The sequence below is a fragment of the Candidatus Zixiibacteriota bacterium genome (assembly GCA_040753495.1).
Taxonomy (GTDB): domain Bacteria; phylum Zixibacteria; class MSB-5A5; order GN15; family PGXB01; genus DYGG01.
This window is the reverse complement of sequence record JBFMEF010000188.1, coordinates 1-19,655: the sequence shown is the minus strand read 5'-3', so window position 1 is coordinate 19,655 and position 19,655 is coordinate 1. Positions and strand designations below refer to the sequence as shown.

Annotated in this window: 18 protein-coding genes; all 18 read left to right on the top strand. The window is 50.3% G+C overall.

What is annotated here, in order from left to right; all coding sequences use genetic code 11:
* Nucleotides 1–181: 181 nt before the first annotated feature.
* Entirely contained in the window at nucleotides 182–1,105 is a 924-nt protein-coding gene (locus tag AB1690_12365) for a dockerin type I repeat-containing protein (protein MEW6016100.1), read from the top strand.
* Nucleotides 1,106–1,235: 130 nt separating this feature from the next.
* Nucleotides 1,236–2,339: a DegT/DnrJ/EryC1/StrS family aminotransferase gene (locus AB1690_12360; protein ID MEW6016099.1), complete on the top strand. Its 1,104-nt coding sequence runs from the start codon at nucleotides 1,236–1,238 to the stop codon at nucleotides 2,337–2,339.
* Nucleotides 2,329–4,482, top strand: coding sequence for a tetratricopeptide repeat protein (locus AB1690_12355; GenBank protein ID MEW6016098.1), 2,154 nt, complete (start codon nucleotides 2,329–2,331; stop codon nucleotides 4,480–4,482). Before AB1690_12360 ends, AB1690_12355 begins: the two co-directional genes overlap by 11 nt.
* Entirely contained in the window at nucleotides 4,479–5,399 is a 921-nt protein-coding gene (locus tag AB1690_12350; GenBank protein ID MEW6016097.1) for a glycosyltransferase family 2 protein, read from the top strand. The genes AB1690_12355 and AB1690_12350 overlap by 4 nt, the downstream gene beginning before the upstream one ends.
* A 41-nt stretch (nucleotides 5,400–5,440) precedes the next feature.
* On the top strand, nucleotides 5,441–7,870 hold the full coding sequence (locus AB1690_12345) for a hypothetical protein (GenBank protein ID MEW6016096.1): 2,430 nt from the start codon (nucleotides 5,441–5,443) through the stop codon (nucleotides 7,868–7,870).
* Nucleotides 7,867–8,595 carry a polyprenol monophosphomannose synthase gene (locus AB1690_12340; protein ID MEW6016095.1) on the top strand — a complete coding sequence of 243 codons (729 nt, stop codon included), beginning with the start codon at nucleotides 7,867–7,869 and terminating at the stop codon, nucleotides 8,593–8,595. Before AB1690_12345 ends, AB1690_12340 begins: the two co-directional genes overlap by 4 nt.
* Nucleotides 8,596–8,607: 12 nt before the next feature.
* A complete protein-coding gene (locus tag AB1690_12335; GenBank protein ID MEW6016094.1) occupies nucleotides 8,608–9,480 on the top strand; it encodes a glycosyltransferase family 2 protein in 873 nt (290 codons plus the stop codon).
* A 3-nt stretch (nucleotides 9,481–9,483) separates the two neighbouring features.
* Complete coding sequence (locus AB1690_12330; protein ID MEW6016093.1) at nucleotides 9,484–10,551, top strand: MraY family glycosyltransferase; 1,068 nt, start codon at nucleotides 9,484–9,486, stop codon at nucleotides 10,549–10,551.
* Nucleotides 10,552–10,553: 2 nt separating this feature from the next.
* On the top strand, nucleotides 10,554–11,522 hold the full coding sequence (locus AB1690_12325; protein ID MEW6016092.1) for an acetyl-CoA carboxylase carboxyltransferase subunit alpha: 969 nt from the start codon (nucleotides 10,554–10,556) through the stop codon (nucleotides 11,520–11,522).
* The gene (locus AB1690_12320; GenBank protein ID MEW6016091.1) at nucleotides 11,523–11,690 is read left to right on the top strand and encodes a Trm112 family protein; all 168 of its coding nucleotides are present in this window, start codon (nucleotides 11,523–11,525) and stop codon (nucleotides 11,688–11,690) included. It begins immediately after the preceding gene.
* Nucleotides 11,691–11,701: 11 nt separating this feature from the next.
* Nucleotides 11,702–12,154: a PTS sugar transporter subunit IIA gene (locus tag AB1690_12315; protein ID MEW6016090.1), complete on the top strand. Its 453-nt coding sequence runs from the start codon at nucleotides 11,702–11,704 to the stop codon at nucleotides 12,152–12,154.
* A 30-nt stretch (nucleotides 12,155–12,184) separates the two neighbouring features.
* Entirely contained in the window at nucleotides 12,185–12,970 is a 786-nt protein-coding gene (gene mreC, locus AB1690_12310) for a rod shape-determining protein MreC (GenBank protein ID MEW6016089.1), read from the top strand.
* Between the two features lie 2 nt (nucleotides 12,971–12,972).
* Complete coding sequence (locus AB1690_12305; protein MEW6016088.1) at nucleotides 12,973–13,458, top strand: hypothetical protein; 486 nt, start codon at nucleotides 12,973–12,975, stop codon at nucleotides 13,456–13,458.
* Between the two features lies 1 nt (nucleotide 13,459).
* Nucleotides 13,460–15,283 (top strand): penicillin-binding protein 2, encoded by a 1,824-nt coding sequence (gene mrdA / locus AB1690_12300; GenBank protein ID MEW6016087.1) that lies wholly within the window; start codon nucleotides 13,460–13,462, stop codon nucleotides 15,281–15,283.
* Nucleotides 15,280–16,500, top strand: a complete 1,221-nt coding sequence (rodA, locus tag AB1690_12295; GenBank protein ID MEW6016086.1) for a rod shape-determining protein RodA — start codon at nucleotides 15,280–15,282, stop codon at nucleotides 16,498–16,500. The genes mrdA and rodA overlap by 4 nt, the downstream gene beginning before the upstream one ends.
* A gap of 69 nt (nucleotides 16,501–16,569) precedes the next feature.
* Entirely contained in the window at nucleotides 16,570–18,051 is a 1,482-nt protein-coding gene (locus AB1690_12290) for an aspartyl protease family protein (protein ID MEW6016085.1), read from the top strand.
* Between the two features lie 97 nt (nucleotides 18,052–18,148).
* Entirely contained in the window at nucleotides 18,149–19,198 is a 1,050-nt protein-coding gene (locus tag AB1690_12285) for a 6-phosphofructokinase (GenBank protein MEW6016084.1), read from the top strand.
* The coding region (locus tag AB1690_12280; GenBank protein ID MEW6016083.1) for a hypothetical protein at nucleotides 19,191–19,655 on the top strand (465 nt) is incomplete at its 3' end. The genes AB1690_12285 and AB1690_12280, both read left to right, overlap by 8 nt.

Sequence of the window (19,655 nt, the reverse complement as noted above, 5' to 3'; positions counted from 1 at the left end):
CAACAAATTGCACAATTTCTTTGGGAACTCTGACTGGAAATCAAAAAAAGATTGACATTTATCTAAATGAACTTATATTTAATCGATTGAGAAATATCCGCAATTAAAGACTTAAAGAACCCCATTGAATAACTGCTAACGGATTCTAACAGCCCCAAACTCTCTTAAATAGGAGGTCGAGATGTTTAATCCGAGGAAAATCAGGATTTTTTTGACGTTGATTTTCTTCCTGATTCTCAGCCTTTCAAGTTCCGTTAGCGGGCAGGATTCATTGACCTTGAATCTCTGGATTGGAACCGCCAGCGGTTACCCCAATCAGCAGGATGCTATCATCCCGATTTTTGTGGAAAACCCATCTGATTCCATCGCCGCATTCCTCATTCGCATCATACTGAATCGTCCCGACATGATTGTCTTTCAGGGAACGACGGCGGACCTGATTGATACCAGCGGGACACTCATATCCGGCTGGAGTTACGTCAATGCTAATTCGGTGAGCGGGACCGGGCACGATATCAGAATTGTTGCCCTGGCAACGTTATTTCCGGGACCGGTTGTCCCCCCTATTGAGCCGCAGAGCGGAAATATACCGCTCATCAAAATCAAAGCTGATGTCCTCAATGTGCCCGATACCACCTCCGACCGATATGCCTTGCTCCTTATTGACAGGAGACTGGATGCCATCCAGTTTTCCGACCCGTATGGACAGATGATTGGATTGACGTACGACACCCTTTTGGACACCAGCTGGTTTCGCTGTAACACCTGGCAGGGCACAACCTGTGTGAGCTGGATGCAGGTTACCGGACCGCCTGCCGACTCCATTTCAATCGATACATCCGTGGTGCCGGTTCTCGACACCAGCGTGGTGGAGGTCGTTGACGGCCTTTTCGTAATTCATCAGTGCGGCGACGCCAACGGAAACGGCACCATAAATATTCTTGATGGCACCTATATTTTGAGTTACCTCTATCAGCAGGGACCGCCGCCGCCGGCTTTACTCGCCGGCGATGCCGATGGTAACGGTAGTATAAATATCCTCGATGTCACCTTTCTGATAAACTACCTGTTCAAGGGAGGTTCTATCCCGCTCTATTACCGTTGAGTCCGCAAGAATACCGCTTCACAAGATTCCGAAAGTGGCGGCTTAACTCAAGCCGCCACTTTTATATCTGTCGGCGAATTGCTTGACGTCCTCCCTTTCCCGTGTTATTTTCAACCCCAAGTGTAAATTTATGCAAATCAAATTTCTCGACCTTAAAGCGCAGTACGATAGTATCCGCGGTGAAATCGATTCCGCCATTGCTGAAACGATTTCTTCCTCTTCGTTTATTCTCGGTCCCCGGGTGTCGGCGTTCGAAAAAAACTTCGCCGCCTATTGCGGTTGTACCGAGACGGTAGCCCTAAACTCTGGCACTACCGCCCTGCATCTGATTCTCAAAGCGCTGGGAGTGGGACCGGGGGATGAAGTCATTACCGCCGCCAATACTTTTATTGCCACGGTCGCTTCAATTATTTATACCGGAGCCAGACCGGTGCTGGTCGATATTGACCCGCACACAAGGAATATTGACCTGGATAAACTGCCCTCAGCGGTCAGCCCCCGCACGAAAGTTATCATGCCGGTTCATCTTTATGGACGGATGGTCGATATGGAGCGGCTCAATAGCCTCGCGAATAAACATTCTCTTTGGGTGGTGGAAGATGCCTGCCAGGCGCATGGGGCGAAGTTCCAGGGAAAACCTGCCGGCTCTTACGGTATTGCCGCCGCCTTTTCTTTCTACCCCGGCAAGAATCTCGGCGCCTACGGGGAGGGAGGAGCGGTTACCACTTCCGATAAGGAACTGGCGCACAAAATCAGGATTCTCCGCGACCACGGAAGCGAAAGAAAATACTATCATGATATGATAGGATACAATGCGCGCATGGAGGGGCTGCAGGGAGCGATTCTGGAGGTGAAACTTCGTCATCTTAACAGCTGGAATCAGGAGAGAAACCGGGTGGCATCACGATATCGAGTAAACCTCGATAGCCTGCCTCTGGGACTGCCATCGGAATCCGCTGAGTATTACCAGGTCTACCATCAGTTCGTAATTGAGACCGACAGGCGCGATGAGCTTCAGAAATTTCTGGCAGAATGCGGCGTTCCCACTATGATTCATTACCCCGTGCCGGTCCATAAGCAGAAAGCCTTTGTCGAAACCGGATTGAAGACCGGACCGCTGCCGGTAACAGAGCGCTTGTCGGAGAGAATTCTCTCCCTGCCGATATATCCGGAATTGACCGACCAGCAGGTTGATTTTATATCAAGCAGAATTAGGGAGTTTTTTGGGCAATAAGAACACTCTGGAGATTGCGCCCCGTTGGGAACTGGCGGCATTTCTGGTCGTTACTCTCCTGGCGCTTCTTGTCAGGATAAATCATCTATCCGCCGACCCGCCTATTGAACTCACGACCAGCCAGGATGTCTATACCGACCCGGCACAATATACCTCCTTTGCCCGAAATTATGTCCTCTTCGGGAGTTTCAATCCGCTGCATGATTACCGTCTGGTTTTCTTCCTCAAATCGGCAACCACCCTGCTGGCAGTGGCGATATTCAAGTTATTTGGTGTCAGTTACGCCTCCGCCAATACCGTCGGACTCGCTTTCTCATTCTCAACTTTGATTCTGCTGTACTTTATTATCCGAAAAGCGGCCGGTGTAATCGCGGCGCTTCTCTTCTTGCTCTTCATTTCGTTTGACTTCAATCAAACATTCTTTGGCCGGCTCTCTTTCCTTGAAAACAGCATGAATTTCTTTGCCGTGGCATCTTTTGCCGTCTTGTATCTGTCGCACAAAGCGGCTCTTCTGCCACTGGCAGGGCTGCTTTTGGGCGCCGGAATCTTCTTTGGCAAACTTATCGGCATGACCTATTTCTTCCCCTTCTTTTGCTATGCCCTGTACGAGTTTTACCTGGGATATCCCTCGGAGACAAAAAGAATCGCAAAGAAATATCTTCTGTTTGCCGCTGGCTTTGCCGGTATTGCGGTTTTCTGGTATTTCTTCAGTTATCGACCGATGGCATCCTCGGTAACCGGATATGTTGAAGAACAGGCGTTTGACCTCTATGGCGCTCCGACCGCTTTGAAATCGTTTGGCGATTTCCTTTACAAATATGTCTCTCTGGGAATGAAAAGCCGCCTCTTTGAGCGGATGCCGGTGCCGGCATTGCTTGGTTGGGGAATGATAGTATTTATTCTTTATAAACTGACTCCTCTATCAGACCTGCGTCGAAAGCTGGTCAGTCTCTCGCCCGGTCTTATATTTTTCTTTGCCGCCGCGCTGGGAGCATACGGCGCGCTGATGATCTGGAATTATCGGCCTCTGCGGTACCAGACTATGCTTATCTATCCCCTCTATGCTCTTGCCGCTATCATGGTATCAAATCTCTTGGGCAGGAAGATAAAATCACCATCTAAACCGAATCGAACAGTTCTGTTCTGGTCGCTGTTCTTTATCCTGTCGCTGGTGGCTCTCTATCAATTGCTTCAGCAGGCGATAGGATATGAGAAAGGTTCCTTTGACCTGACAACGGTGCCTTACTTCTTCCTTGCTATTGGTGTCGGATTTACTTTTTTGGCTTATTTCATTGTCAACTTTACCGCTGTTTCCCGTCTGCTGGCATCCCGTCCGGCGCGGTACATTCTCTTGATTGCGTTAATTGCGGGGACCATCCTGCCGGGGGCAATCAAGTATCTGCATTGGTCGGGGCGCGCCACTTATTGTATCGAAGCCAATTCTCGCGACATAAACACCGTCTTATCCCCCGAAGCGGTAATTTCGGGGCCATACGCCGCTACTCTCACTCTGGGAAATATCAACTCTAACCTGATTCATATGTTTGGTGTCGCCAATGTTGATACGGCGTTTTTCAAAAGGTATCCCATTACCCATCTGCTTCTGGATAAGTCCAATGAAGAGCAGGCTAAGAACAACTATCCGGAGATTATGCGTCAGGCAAAACAGGTCTCTTTTTATTATATTGGCACCTTTCGGGTGACACTCTATCGTGTGGCCGGAGCCACCGGCAATATTACCGCCGACCAGTATCAACTTTCCAATTACGAAATCGCTATCGACAGTTATTTCCGCAACCAGTACGAAACCGGTCATCTCTATATGAGACGTCACCAGACGCAGTTTCCCCGGAATTTATCCGCCAACTACGCCTCCGCCCTGCTGGCTCACGAGTTCAAAATCTATGATGAGGCGGAGATGTTCTTTAAGGAGGCGATCGCCTTTTCACCCACCGATTTCCACTTGCGTTATCGATTGGGAGAATTCTATATTGCCATGAATCGCGAGAGTGGACGTCCCGAGTTTTATGAAAAAGGCAAAAAGGAGTTGGAACTGGTCAAGAAATACAATCCAATTTCAAAGCAAGTGTGGAAAAACGTCGATGATTTGCTTGCCGGCAAATCAACAGGAGAGATAGAATGATTTCTGTAATTGTGCCGGCGTACAATGAAGAAGGCAATATAGCTGAATTCTGCCGCCAGTTTGACCAGATGCGCCGCCAGGTAAATCATCCTTATGAGTTGATACTCATTGATGATGGTTCCACCGACAGCACCTGGAAGGTCATTCAGGAACAAGCCGCAAAATACGAATTCATCCGTTGTGCCCAACACCCGGTAAATCGCGGTCTGACCGAGGCCTTGCAGACCGGCTTTGCCAATTCATCCGGGGAGATTTACGTCTTCTATCCGGCTGACCTGCAGTACCTGCCGGAAGATATCCCGGCGCTGGTGCAGCCGATTCTTGACGGCGCCGATGTCGTGGCGGGATGGAAACAGGGAAAATACCGGAAACGGTTTGTATCCGGGATTTACAACTATCTTTCCCGACGAATCTTCAATCTCAAAATTCATGACCAGAATTCGGTCAAGGCGTTTCGGGCCGAAGTAACCCGCGATATGTTTTTGCGCCGCGATTGGCATCGTTACCTGGTGGTCCTGGCGGCGGACCGGGGGTACAAAATTGCCGAGGTAAAAATACCGCTGTACGAACGGCGCTGGGGAAAATCGAAATTCTCCATCTGGCGCATACCGGTCGGTGTCCTCGACATGATTGCCGTCAAAACCCAGCTGACCCTGCTGAAAAAACCGCTCCTCTTTTTCGGATTCACCGGCTCCATCTTTCTGCTGCTTGGTTTTCTGGTCGGACTGGTGGCGCTCTATTTCCGTTTCGTGGAAGGGGAAGGATACCGTCCCATGCTCTACCTGGTCATGCTGCTCTCCGGGCTGGGTATGGGGTTTTTTATTCTGGGATTTTTGGCCGAAGCGCTGGCCGCATTGAAAGAGGAACTGGCGGTTATCCGAAAAAAACTGTCCGACTTCGAACGGAAACAGAAGTGAAGACTATAATGAATATCTTTCAGGTCAACCGGGAGAGATGATTGAACAGGAAACCGGAATCAAAGAAAGCCGCAGCGCCGGCTAATCTCGAAAATTTTCAATATTACCTGCCGGTCTTGCTGGTAGTAATGCTGATTGGGGTCATACTTGTATTCGGCGAGTTTATCTTTTCCAACCAGATGCTCTATGGTTCCGATACTATTAACGCCGGAATATTCTTCCGGCACTTCTATGTCGAGTATTTCAATGCCCACGGCCAGGTGCCGGTATGGAATCCTTTCATATTCGGGGGGATGCCGTACATTGACGCTTTTCATGGGGACATTTTCTATCCCCTTTCGATTCTCAAATTCTTCGGCAACTTCTATAGAATGCTCGGCTTCAATCTGGTCCTGCATATCCTCCTTGCCGGCATTATTATGTTTTTTACCGCCCGCCAGTTTCGCCTGGGGCGTCTGGCGGCAACCCTTTCGGCTCTGGCGTATATGTTTTCGGGACTGCTGATTTCGCTGGTGGCGCCGGGACATGACGGCAAAATATTCGTTACCACATTATTTCCTTTAACTATCCTGTTTTTAGACCGCGGCTTCGAAAAGAAGCCTGTTCTGAATTTTACTTTGCTGGGACTGGTCATCGGCGTAATTATCCTCAGCCCCCATCCGCAGCTGTCATACTATTCGCTTTGGTCAATTGCGGCATACTCTATCTTCAAGCTGATTCTTCGCTTCCGAGAAAGGAAAAGCCCTGGCTCCTTGGTAATGCCTTCGGCGCTACTGGCAGGAGCAGTTGTAATCGGACTGATGGTTTCTGCCGTCCAATTCTATCCGGGATATATTTATACCACCAAATATTCTCCTCGGGCCGATACCAAGCGTGGTTATGAATGGGCGACCTCCTGGTCGATGCATGAGGAAGAGGCTTTCTCCCTGGTTGTCCCGGAATTTTCCGGAAGTACCGGCGGGGAAGGTGACTATTACTGGGGGAAAAATGTCTTCAAAGACAATTCAGAATACGCCGGGGTAATACCGCTGATGCTGGCATTGCTGGCGGTACTGTTCAGCCGGCGGCGTGAAGCATATTTTTTCGCCGGATTGGCGCTGTTTGCCTTGATTTACGCCCTGGGAGGGACAACTCCCCTTTTCAAGATATTCTATTATCTCATTCCCAATGTAAAATCGCTGCGCGCCCCCAGTACGATTATGTTCATCTTCCTTTTCTCGGTATCACTTCTGGCTGGAATGGGGTTGCAGTATCTGATTGAGAAGGGGCGCGAAGCAAGTGACGCCGTGAAGCGAAAAATTTATCGTTATCTTGCCATCTGCTCCGGCGCTCTTTTCGTCTTTGCCTTTCTTTATCTGGTGGCGGGAGAGACAATGCTCTCCTTTTATAGTTCTCTTTTCTATGGCGACATTAAGAATCCTATCCCCGGGCAGCCGAATCTGTCCAAATGGCAGCTGGCGCTTATGAATCTTCCAAATATCAAGACGGGACTTTGGATTGTCTTTTTCTTCGTGGCGGCCGTCTCCGTATCCATTTACTTATTTTTGTCCAGGAAAACGGGGATGGCTATTCTCCTGGTTATTCCGCTACTGGCTATGAGCGATGGGGTCAGGTTCAGCTCTCGCTTTGTGAGAACATTCGACTATCGTCAGCAATTCTCGCCCAATCCAATGACCAATTATATAAACGGCCTGCCGGGAAAATTCCGCATCCTTAATCTCGGTTCAGTCCCGCATGATTATCTCCCCTTTTTCGGAATCGAGGTGGTAACGGGATATCATGGAAACCAGTTGCGCTGGTATGATGACCTCCTGGGGGGACCGTCACTCACCAATCAAGGCAATCCCCATTTTCTGAATCTGGTCGGCACAAGATATATCCTGGCGCCGAGCAATGCCAAGCTGCCTCCCAACTACTTCGGCGCCGAACCGCTGGTGACCGAGCGCGATTTCAGCGGCGCGGTTCTATACAAAAACAGCAACGCCTTCCCTCGGGCGTACCTTGTTTCCACTTTTGAAGTCATTCCGGAGCGGAAAGATATCTATCCCCGCGTTCTGGGAGGAACTGCAGATCTGCGAAAGAAAGTTTTCCTTGAAAAAGAGCCGACTATTGCTGTCAATTCATCGGATACGGTCGGTGGCATTGCTGAGGTTGTCTCCTACGCCATTGATTCGGTCGTGGTCGATATTCAAACCACCGAGAACAGCATACTTGTCCTGACTGATAATTATTACTTCGCCTGGGAAGCGTTTGTTGACGGGGTCAAGACGGAGGTGCTGCGAGCCAATGGCTCCTTCCGCGCCGTTCCGGTCGCCGCCGGGTCAAAGCAGGTCATCTTTAAGTACAACAGGTCTCTGAACAATCGGGCTAAAGCAATAACTTATCTGGCGCTGCTTTTAATCGCGTCGGTTGTGGCGGTTCATCTGTTCCAATCCTCGCGGGAAAGGAAAAAGCCGCCGACGAAAATATGACAACAAGTAATCGACCCCTGATAATCTTTCCCACCTACAACGAAAAGGAGAATATTGAGCGGATAATTAATGCCGTTCTGGGGCAGGATGACTCTATTGAAGTGCTGGTGGTGGATGATAACTCGCCTGATGGAACGGGCCAAATCGTTGATAAACTTGCCGCCGCCAACCGAAGAATCCATATTCTGCACCGGGAGAAGAAAGAGGGATTGGGGCGGGCTTACATCGCCGGTTTCAAATGGGCGATTGAAAGAAAATATGACTATATATTCGAAATGGATGCCGATTTCTCCCATGGGCCTGATTACATTCCGGACTTTCTTGAAGCGATCAAGGAAAATGACCTGGTAATCGGCTCCCGCTATATCTCCGGAGTCAATGTCATTAACTGGCCTATGAGCCGCCTGTTATTGTCTTATTTTGCCAACGTTTATACCCGGATTATTACCGGTCTGCCGGTGCGCGACGCCACCGGCGGTTTCAAATGTTTCCGACGACAGGCCCTGGAGGCTATTCCGCTTGATTCCATTAAATCAAACGGATATATATTTCAGATCGAAGTGTCCCTCCGAATATGGAAGAAAGGGATGCGCCTCAAAGAGATTCCGATAGTCTTTGTTGACCGCCGTTTGGGGGCATCCAAAATGTCCAAGAAGATTGTTCGGGAGGCAATCTGGAAAGTCTGGTACCTCCGTTTAATGTCCCTTCTGGGACGTCTAAAGTAAGTGCCTGAGGCAATGTCTGGAATATCAGTATCCGCCATCATTGTAACTTACAACTCTGCCGATTCGATTATCAATTGCCTTGCCTCTCTGCTGCCTCAATTAAAATCAGTCGGGGGAGAGGTTGTCGTGTTTGACAACAACTCGACTGATTCCACGGTGCTATCAATCAGGGGGAATTATCCCGAAGTCAAGATTATGACTTCCCCCAAAAATATCGGTTTTGCCGCCGCCTGCAACGCTGCCGCGCCATCGGCTATCGGGGATTTTCTGCTTTTCGTCAATCCCGACCTCCTTTTGGATAACAACGCCATTTCTATGATGCTTGCCTGCTTCGAGCGCCGAAGCGATTGCGGCATAGTAACAGCCCGCCTGCGTTTTCCCGATGGCCGCTTTCAGGCTAATTGTCGGCGTTTCCCGACTATATCAAATATCTTCCTCTCCCGCGGCTCTCTCCTGCAAAGGTACAAACTGCTTAAAGACAACGGCGCCTACACTCTGCCGGATTACCCTGAAATAACCAGAGTTCCGGCAATCTCGGCGACCTGTCTGATGATTCGGCGCTCCTTGTTCGACGAACTGAAAGGGTTCGACTCTCGTTTTTTCCTTTTCATGGAAGACACCGACCTCTGTCAGCGGGCGCTTCTGGTCGGCAAGAGCACCTTTTTCACTCCCCATGCCGGAGCGGTCCATCTCTGGGGCAGCGGCTCCAATATCGCCGCTTGGAGAAGAGATTTCTATCAGCATATGTCGGTCTGGAAATATTTCCTGAAATATTACCCTAATGGCTTTTCCATTTTGGCTCTTCCGCTATTGCTGGCAATCAATCTTGTTGCAAAAATTATTCTCAGAGGGGGTAGCAAGAAATCCCGCCCCCTCATAGTTTGAAGCATGAATCACTGGCTTAACATATCTGTTTTCCTGTCTTCATTCATTCTGGCGTTTGTCTCGGTGCTGGGGGTAATCAGGCTCTGTGAAAAGCATGACATACTCGATTATCCGGGATTGCATAAGCGACATAAGCGGCCTACGCCCAATCTGGGGGGCGCCGCTATCTTCATTTCCTTCTGGCTGGTTTTGACCGGCCTTGTCCTTTTCAAGCCCGGCTCCGTTGCCGAAATCACCAACCCCTTTCCCTTTATCATAGGCGGTGGGGTGATAATCTTCCTGCTGGGAGTGATAGATGACCTTCATCCTCTCCGCGCGAAACACAAATTGGCGGTGGAAATGATGGTCGGTTTGATACTCTACCTGGGCGGGTTAAAGGCCGCTTGGCTCTCCATTCCGGGATTCGGTTCCGCCTCGCTGGGACACTTTTCCGCCGTGATTACCATTCTCTGGGTAGTCGGCTTGACTAATGCTATTAATGTCATCGATGGGCTCGATGGTCTTGCCTCCGGAGTTTCTTTCATCGCCGCCGTCTCAATGGCGATTATCGGATTTCTGTTCGGCATATCTTCGGTGGTAGCGATTTCATTGACTCTCGCCGGAGCGGTTCTGGCTTTTTGGTTTTTCAACCGTCATCCCGCGAAAATATTTCTTGGCGACGGCGGCTCTCTCTTGATCGGATATATATTCGCCTTCATTTCATTGCTTGTTCCTATTAAATCGTTCACGGCTGCCGCTCTCTTTCTGCCACTCATGGTGCTGGGCGTCCCCTTGATTGAAATCGGTTCCTCCTTCCTGCGGCGTTTCGCCGCCGGCAAAGATGTCATGAAAGCCGACCGCCGGCACATTTTCCACTACCTTGCCTATCTCGGTCTTTCCCAGCGCCAGGTGGTTGCGCTCTTTTATCTATCCGGGATACTGCTGGGAACTGTTGCCGTCATAATGTTCTACTTCGAGAGAATCCTGCTCCTGGGGCTGCTTATCCTTTTTATGGTTGTAATTTTTATATTATTTTTTATCTTAATGGGCAAAATTCGCAAGGAGAATAAGCCGTCCCGTAACGGCCATTGAGTATGCAGGACAAACTTTGCCTTGAGTTTGAGCGACCTATTATGGAGCTGGAGAAAAAAATCTCCGATATGAAAGATTTTGCCGCCGGCTCGAATATTCAGCTGTCCGAAGAAATCGCTTCCTTGCAGTCAAAGGTCAATAAGATGCGGGAGGAGATTTTCTCCAGTCTAACCCGCTGGCAGAAAGTCCAGCTGGCGCGCCATCCGCGACGTCCCCATACCCTCGACTATATAGAACTGATAACCACCGATTTCATTGAGCTTCATGGCGACCGGTATTTTGCCGATGACAAAGCGCTGGTGGGCGGATTTGCCAAAATCGAGGGTCGGCCGGTGCTGATAATTGGCCAACAGAAGGGGCGCGACACCAAGCAAAAACTTCTGCGAAATTTCGGGATGATGCATCCGGAGGGTTACCGCAAGGCGTTGCGCTTATTTAAATTGGCTGAAAAATTCAACAGGCCGATTGTAATCCTGATAGATACTCCGGGGGCTTATCCCGGTATCGGCGCCGAGGAGCGCGGACAGGCTGAGGCGATTGCCCGAAATCTTCGCGAAATGGCGGTTCTGACGGTTCCGATTGTAATCGTAATCATAGGGGAGGGGGCATCCGGCGGCGCCCTTGGTATCGGCGTCGGCGATAAAATATTTATGCTGGAGTACTCGTGGTACTCGGTGATATCACCAGAAGGCTGTTCTGCGATACTCTGGCGCGATGCCGCCCAGGCGCCCCATGCGGCCGAGGCGCTGAAACTTACGGCCGATGACCTGATGGAACTGGAGATTGTGGACAAGATAATAAAAGAGCCTCCCGGCGGGGCGCATAATGATTATAACACCATGGCGGCATCAATAAAGATCGAGGTGGTAAGCGCCCTGGATGAACTGCAGACCCTTCCTGTTGACCAGTTGTTGCAAAGTCGCCTGATGAAATTCCGCCGTATGGGGGTTTTCCGGATTGCGGAGGATTAAATGAGCCTTTCTAAAGACCTGCTGGAGCTGATTGTCTGTCCCAAGTGTAAGGGACACCTAATCTATCTGCCGGAACAGGAGCAATTGAAGTGCGAAAACTGCAGGCTGATTTATCGGGTAGAAGATGACCTGCCCATTCTGTTAATTGAGGAAGCGGAAAAATATTGATTGAGGTGAATATGAAACTATCTAAATTCTGTTCCGAAGACTTAATCACATTTAATCTCAAGGCGACAACTAAGGACGGGATTCTGAAAGAACTGGTGGAACTGGCGTCAAAATCAAACCTGGTCAAAGACTCGGTGGAGCTTTTGCAGGATGTCCGGGAGAGGGAGAATCTGGTTACGACCGGAGTCGGATACGGAGTTGCTTTCCCGCACGCTAAGACCAAAGCCACCAAGGGTATTGTCATTGCCTTTGGCCGCTCCGACAAGGGGGTTGACTTCGATGCCATGGACCACAAGCCGGCCCATCTCTTCTTCCTGATTGCCGCCCCTGAGGATGCCATAGGGGCTCATCTTAATGTCATGGCGCGCCTCTCTTATATCATGAAATCAGAGGAAAATCGCAACAAGATGATGGCTGTTACTTCTCCGGGGGAACTGCTGCAAATGCTTGATGCCATCGAATAATCGACGGCGACGCACGGAGGCGTTAAATTTATGAGATGGTTCTCGACGGTTTTCCATAAAAATCGTCGTCTCCTCAATTACATTCTGGCGGCTGTCTTCCTTTTGCTGGTCACGGTCATCAATGACCCGGTTCGCATTAGCCTCGCCAAAATTTCAGCGTCCGTTTTCTATTCCCCTTTTTTCCGCCTTAAGAGCCATATTCAGGAGTTGCAGAATGTTGCCGAGGAGAATCGTTTCCTGCGCCGTCAATTGACGGAAACATCGCTGCAATTAGTCCGGCTTAATGAAGCCCGCCGGGAAAATCAGCGGCTCCGCGAACTGCTTGGTTTCGAACCTCCCGAAAATTTCCGGTTAGTCCCGGTCAAAATTGTTTCTCTTTACCAGCAACTCTATCCGGTCGCCGCTGTCGTGAACAAGGGCTCCAACGACGGCATCAGGGCAAACCTGGCGGTGGTCAATCGCTATGGTCTGGCGGGCAAAATTGTCGATGTCATGACCAATTATGCCACAGTTCAACTCCTCACCGACCCCTCCAATGCGGTATCGGGACGGGTGGGGGATAGCCGCCAGATAGGCATCGTCCGTTTTTCCACTCAGCGCGGCTTATATATGGATAATCTGCCCGCCGACGCTCAGGTCAAGAAAGGAGACTTGATTATCTCTTCCGGGCTGGGCGGCGTCTATCCTCCCGGATTGGCTATTGCCCAGGTTGACTCGGTTTATGCCAACGCCGGGGAAATACTCAAAAGGGTCAACCTTCGCCCCACTGTAAATTTCTTCGAGATTGACGAATTATATATACTGATGGAAGACTGATTATGACCCTGATTCTCTATATCGTCGGACTCTTTGCCCTCGCCTTTTATCAGACTATTTTAGCCGAGATGCTCTCCATTTATGGCGTTACCATCGACCTCGCCGGGCTTCTTGTCATCATGGTCGCCATTCGCAAAAACGAGACCGTTGCCCTCTGGTTCGCCGTGGTTGCCGCCATTGTCGTCTCCACTCCCAATGCCACCGTCATGCCCTGGGAAATCCTCGTGCTGGGACTTATCGCGCTGGCAATCAAACACCTCAGTTCCCGTCTCAATCTCGAAACCTCATTATCCAAATTGACTCTGCTGGGTTTCTTTCTGCTTGTTCACGGGCTGTTGATAAGCTTGGTCGCTCAGGGAGAGGACCTCTTTTACCTTTTCTATCGCTCCGTTCTCCCGGGAGTGCTCTATACTCTGATTTTTGCCTGGGCTTACTTTGTGATTACGGAGATACTGGCATCACCACGAGGGGTCAAGGAAAGCGCTTGAGATGTCCGCGTACTTCATCGAAAAGGACCATCGCGCCAAGATAGCCAGCGTCCTCTTGATAATCGCCCTGATGGTAATCATAGCCGGGCTATTCTATCATCAAATTATAAGGTACAAATCTTTTCTGGCGCAGTCGGAGGAGAATCGCATCCGCATTAGACCAATCATTCCCAAGCGGGGCGTGATTTTTGACCGCAATATGGAGATGATTGCCGACAACCGTCTCTCCTTCACGGTCTCTATAGTGCCGATGGAGATGGAAAAAGACGTGACTCTTCCGCGTCTGGCGGAACTGACCGGAGCTGATACATTGGAGATAAAGAAAAAATTGAACGCCAATTTCATCAGCAAATATATTCCGGCCGCCGTCCTCCGGGACCAAGATATCGGCGTTATTTCGACTCTGGAAGAAAACGGCGAGCATTTCCCTGGAGCAACTTACAGCGTGGAATCGGTGCGACAATATGTCGAGGGGATTTCTGCTGAGACTTTTATCGGTTACATTGCCGAGGTAGCGCCGGATGAAATCGACAATGAATCGCAGTGGGGTTATCGTCCGGGGCGGTTGATAGGGAAGAAGGGGATTGAGAAGGCTTATGACCGCGAACTGCGCGGAATTGAAGGCACCGATTTTATCGAGGTCTCAGCCCGCGGGCAGATAATCGGACCATACGGCGGTAAAGATCGGGTTCCGGCCGTACCGGGGGCAGACTTGGTGCTCACTATCGATGCCGCTCTCCAGAGAGAAATCGTCAAATTCTATGATAGTCTTCAGGCAAGCGGAGGGGTAGTGGCGCTTGACCCGACCACCGGGGAGATTCTGGCGCTGGCGTCTTTCCCGGGACTTGATCCCAATCTCTTCTCCGGTGTCATCCCCGATGAAATCTGGCGGAGCATCATTGATGACCCCCGCCATCCGCTCCTCAATAGGCCTACCTCCAGCATGTATCCCCCTGGTTCCACGGCGAAATTGCTCACTGCCGGCGCCGCTCTCGAAAGAGGCGTCTTAACTCCAGAGACGATACTTCGTGGCTGCGGCGGCGGCATGCGTTTCGGGAACCGCGTTTTCAAATGCTGGCAGGAACATGGGCATGGCCGCCTGGACCTCTATCATGCGGTCGAGCAATCCTGTAACGTCTACTTTTATCAGGTGGGGCAGATTCTTGGTTTAGATGCCTGGAATGAATTTGCCGTCAAATGCGGCTTTGGCAAGAAAAGCGGTATCGATATTAGTGGCGAGCTCTCCGGAATTGCGCCGAGCCGCGCTTACTATGACAAAGCCTTTGGCCCCAACCGCTGGTCTAAACTGTTGATTCTGAACATAGCCATCGGGCAGGGAGAGTTTATTGTTACGCCGCTTCAGCTGACGCAGTTCTATGCCGGGCTGGCTAATGGCGGCAAGGTCTTCAAGCCGCATCTGCTTAAAGAGATTCGCTACCCCGAGCGGTCTGTTCAAAAAATCGAACCAACTCTCTCTTTCACCTTGCCCTTCTCGCAAAACACCCTTTCGGTCCTTTCGCGCGCGCTGGAACTGGTGGTGCAGGGGGAGCGCGGAACCGCCAAAGGGCTGCGGAACAAATATTACACCATTGCCGGTAAGACCGGAACGGCACAGAACCCCCATGGCAAGGACCACTCCTGGTTTGTCGGCTATGCGCCGTCGAACGCCCCCAGGATTCTGGTCTGCGCTCTGGTGGAGAATGCCGGGCATGGTTCCGAAGTGGCGGCACCGCTGGCAGGCAGAATTATTAAGCGATACCTTCTCGGCGACTCCACCCAGAACGTCATCGCCCAGAGCGTCGCGGAAAGCCCGGTGACGGAATGACCGTTGATTACAAAAGCCTCGACTGGAAATTCATTCTGGCGACCGTCGGACTATCGCTTATCGGCATCATGCTGATTTATTCGGCGCACTATGACAGCAGCGCCGGTTCTTCTTTGAATTTCTATATTAAACAGTCAATCTGGCTTCTGCTTGCCTTCGTGCTCTTCAATGCGGTGTTCCATATTCCGGTGCGGGTAATTGATTTTATCGCCTATCCGCTATACGGATTGTCTATTATTTTGCTGATTCTGGTCCTGGTCGCTGGAGAGACCCGCATGGGCGCCTCGCGCTGGTTCTCTCTCGGTTTTATGAGCGTTTCTCCCTCCGACATCGGCAAACTGGCTCTCATTGTGGCGCTTTCACGCTTTTTTGCCTACACCAAATTACCGCCACAGTCTAAGCGACGGCTCGCTTTTTCGGCGATGCTGGCATTCATCCCGGCGCTTCTCGTGATGAAACAGCCCGACCTCGGCTCCTCGCTTGTTTTTGTCGTCCTCCTTTTCAGTCTCTGGTTCTGGTCCGGACTCTCTCCGGCATATCTGATACTAATTGTCTCTCCTCTTATCTCCCTGGTGGCCGCTTTCCATTGGATTGCCTGGGTCATATATCTGGTTCTTCTAATAGTCTTTATGCTGATCCTCAAACCGGGGATACTTTTTGGGGTAATCGTTTTTACTTTCAATCTTGCCTTTGGTATGATAACCCCGTTCATCTGGAATCATCTTGAAGACTATCAGAAGCTGCGTGTCATTACTTTTCTCGACCCGGGGCGGGACCCCCAGCGCGCCGGTTATCAGATAATACAATCGAAAATCGCCATCGGCTCCGGCGGGATTATTGGTAAGGGGTATCTTGAGGGGTCGCAGAGCCAGCTGAAATTTCTTCCCGAACGGCATACTGATTTCGTCTTCTCCGTCCTCGGCGAGGAATTCGGTTTTGTCGGCACCCTGACCGTCGTTTTGCTTTTTGGCTTCATTTTCTATCGAGGAATCAGGATTGCCTCCCGCTGTCGCTCCAAATTCACTTCCAATCTGGTCTGGGGGGCGCTCACCATCATCTTCTTTCAATTCTTTGTCAATATTGGTATGACTTTCGGTCTCATGCCGGTCACCGGTCTTCCTCTGCCGTTCCTCAGTTATGGCGGCACCTCGCTTTTGCTCAACTGGACACTCATCGGCATCATCGTCCTGGCTGACTATCACAGGTCGGAGTATTAAGTGATTTCGCGTCCATTGTTTTCCTTCGCTTCTGTGCTTCTTGCGTTTTTTGCGGAGAATGCCCGAGCTGTGACTTTAGAATCGGTTCTTCCGCCCGGATACGCCGATTCGGTGGCGCAGATAACAAACTATCGGCAGAGCGGAAAAGCGACAGTTTACGGGCTAACCGGCGATATTGAAATCATATATGCTGAGCCGGATAGATTTCTGGTCTCCTATGAACTCGGTCCAATGAAACTCTCTCAGGGCTTTGATGGCTCGGTCGCTTGGACTCTTGACCAAAATCAGCAAATCGTGACATTGAGCGGTAATGAGCGGAAAAAAATCATCAATGCCGCCTTTCTGGCGGGACAATCCTTCCTCGGTATCGGCAGAATGTCCGGCGAATACACCTACCTGAAGGATACCGTAATCGCCTCCGTAAATTATCATCTCTTCCTGGCGCTGCCGGAGGGTGGCGATTCGCTCTGGATTTTTGTGAATCAGGAGACAAGAAGGATTGAGATGACAGCGGAACAGCTCGATGAAATCACGATGCATACTTTTCTCAGTGATTTTCGCGACATCCACGGCGTCCCCTTTCCCTTCAGATTTATCTCCAGGGCTTCTCTTCCCCAGATGAATTCTGACATCGAATTTGACCGAATAGATTATAATCTCAATATTGACCCAGACATCTTTGCCCCCACAGGAGAATCGGAAATCGATTTTAGTTTTCCCCCCGACCGCGATTCCGTTACTCTTCCGTTACAGTTCCAGGGTGGTCATATCTATATAAAGGTCAGCGTCAACGGCGGCGCAGAAGTTTTCTTCATGCTTGATTCCGGCGCCGGCATTAACATATTAGACAAGAAATTCGCGGAGCGACAGCGATTGCTTGCGGAAGGTAAATTTCCTGCCAAGGGAATTGGAGGGTATGATTCTGCCTCTGTTGCTCCCATCGATTCTATAAGTGTGGGTAATATTCGCCTCTTTCGGCAAGTTGCGGCGGTTGTTGACCTCTCCGAATTGGGACTGCAATTTCCCGGTGAATTTGGGGGATTAATTGGGTATGACCTTCTTTCACGAATGCCGGTCAAAGTCGATTATGGCAAACAACGACTCGTTTTATACAAACCTCAAACCTTTATTTCTCCGGACTCGCAATTCGCTGTTACCCTTAATCTTACGTCAAAAGTGCCATCGGTGGATGTCGCTCTGGAGGGATGTTCCGGAAGGTTTCTGGTTGACCTCGGGAGCGCTTTCGGGGTCATTCTGCACAAGCCTTTCGTGGATAGGAATAATCTCGAAGGTCGATTTACCGATATCAAGGTAATGAACGGTCGAGTCAGCGGAATTGGCGGCTCCAGTCGTACTAGGTCTGCCCTCGGCAATAGATTAAAAATCGGCAATCTGGAGTTAGAAAAGCCGCCGCTACTGATTGTTGAAGGAGAATCGGGAGTCCTGAAATCAAGCGAACTTGACGGAAACCTCGGGAATATGATGCTAAGGCAGTACACCCTCCTCTTTGACTACAAAAATCAAAAGTTATATCTGCTTCCGTCATTGTAATCTCTGAAGTCCGCCGTCAGGGGAATTGAATCTTGACAGAGCGGCATAATGCAACTATAATTACCGGCTATATTTAATTTTAGGAAAGAAGGAATAAATGAGAGTAGGTGTGTTGACTGGTGGGGGCGATTGTCCGGGACTTAATGCTGTTATTCGTGCCATCGTTAGAAAAGGAATCCTCAATTATAATTATGAGATACTCGGCATCTTTGAGGGCTGGAAGGGTCTTATCAAGGATGAAAAGATTAAGCCCTTGAGCCTCATCGATGTTTCCGGTATTCTTCATCGCGGCGGAACCATTCTGAGAACTTCCCGCACAAATCCCTTCAAAGTAGAAAATGGCGTGGATACTATCAAAGCCACTCTCAAGAGGCACAATATTGACGCCCTTATTGCAATCGGCGGCGAGGACACTCTGGGCGTCGCGGCTAAGCTGTTTCAGGACGGCATCAAAGTGGTGGGCGTGCCGAAAACTATCGATAACGATGTTATGGGCACCGACCGCACCTTTGGTTTTGATACCGCCCTCAATATCGCCACGGAGGCAATTGACCGCGTTCATACCACCGCCGAAGCGCACAACCGCGTTATGGTGGTGGAAGTTATGGGACGTCACGCCGGCTGGATTGCCATTGAATCCGGTATTGCCGGCGGCGCCGATATAATTCTTATTCCGGAAAAGATTACTTTCGTTAGCAATGTCTGCACCCTGATTAAACGACGCCATAGCCGGGGAAAAGATTTCTCCATCGTGGTAGTTGCTGAAGGCGCCAAAATCAAGATGTCCCCGGAATCCCAGGAGGAAGAACTGGTGCTGCAGGATAAAAAGCTCGATGCCTTTGGCCACGTGCGCCTGGGCGGCATCGGCTACAAGCTGGCCGAACTGATTGAAGCCGGCACCGGTTTCGAAACAAGGGTGGTCATCCTCGGACATATTCAGCGGGGCGGCTCCCCCACTGCCTTTGACCGGGTCCTCGCCACGCGCTTCGGCGTGCATGCCATCGACCTCGTGCACAGCGGACAATTCGGTCAGATGGTGGCTCTGCAGGGGGTGAAAATCGTTCCCTATCCGCTCAAAGATGTTGTCTCCAGAATCAAAACTATCGATCCGGAAATGATTGAAACCGCCGAGGTATTCTTTGGTTAAAAGAACCATGAGATGGTTTTTCTGGATTGGTTTGGCAACTGTCATACTTCTGCCGGCATCTCTTACCGCCGTGGAGATTGTCAGTAACGATTATCTTCAAATGCACTCGGCCGGCGGTAGACTCGGCGTCTGGACATCAACCGGCGACAAGACCACCATCGATAATGACGGCGACCGTTTTGAGCCTTCCAAATCAAGTTTCTACGGCGAATTCTTCTATGCCCATCGTCTGGCGCCCTCCTTTGCGGCAGAAATTTCGATAGGAATCTTCAGCCGCGGCGACTTCAAATATCTGACCCGGGAGGATGTGCTCCTTGGCTCGGTCAATATATATCCTGTTTTCTTGACAGGGAAATTGTACCCGCTGGCGCAGCTTCAGAATATCTCGATTCATCCTTATTTCCAGTTCGGCGGCGGAATCGTCCATGCCAGCCGCAGTGGCATAGATTATTATTAT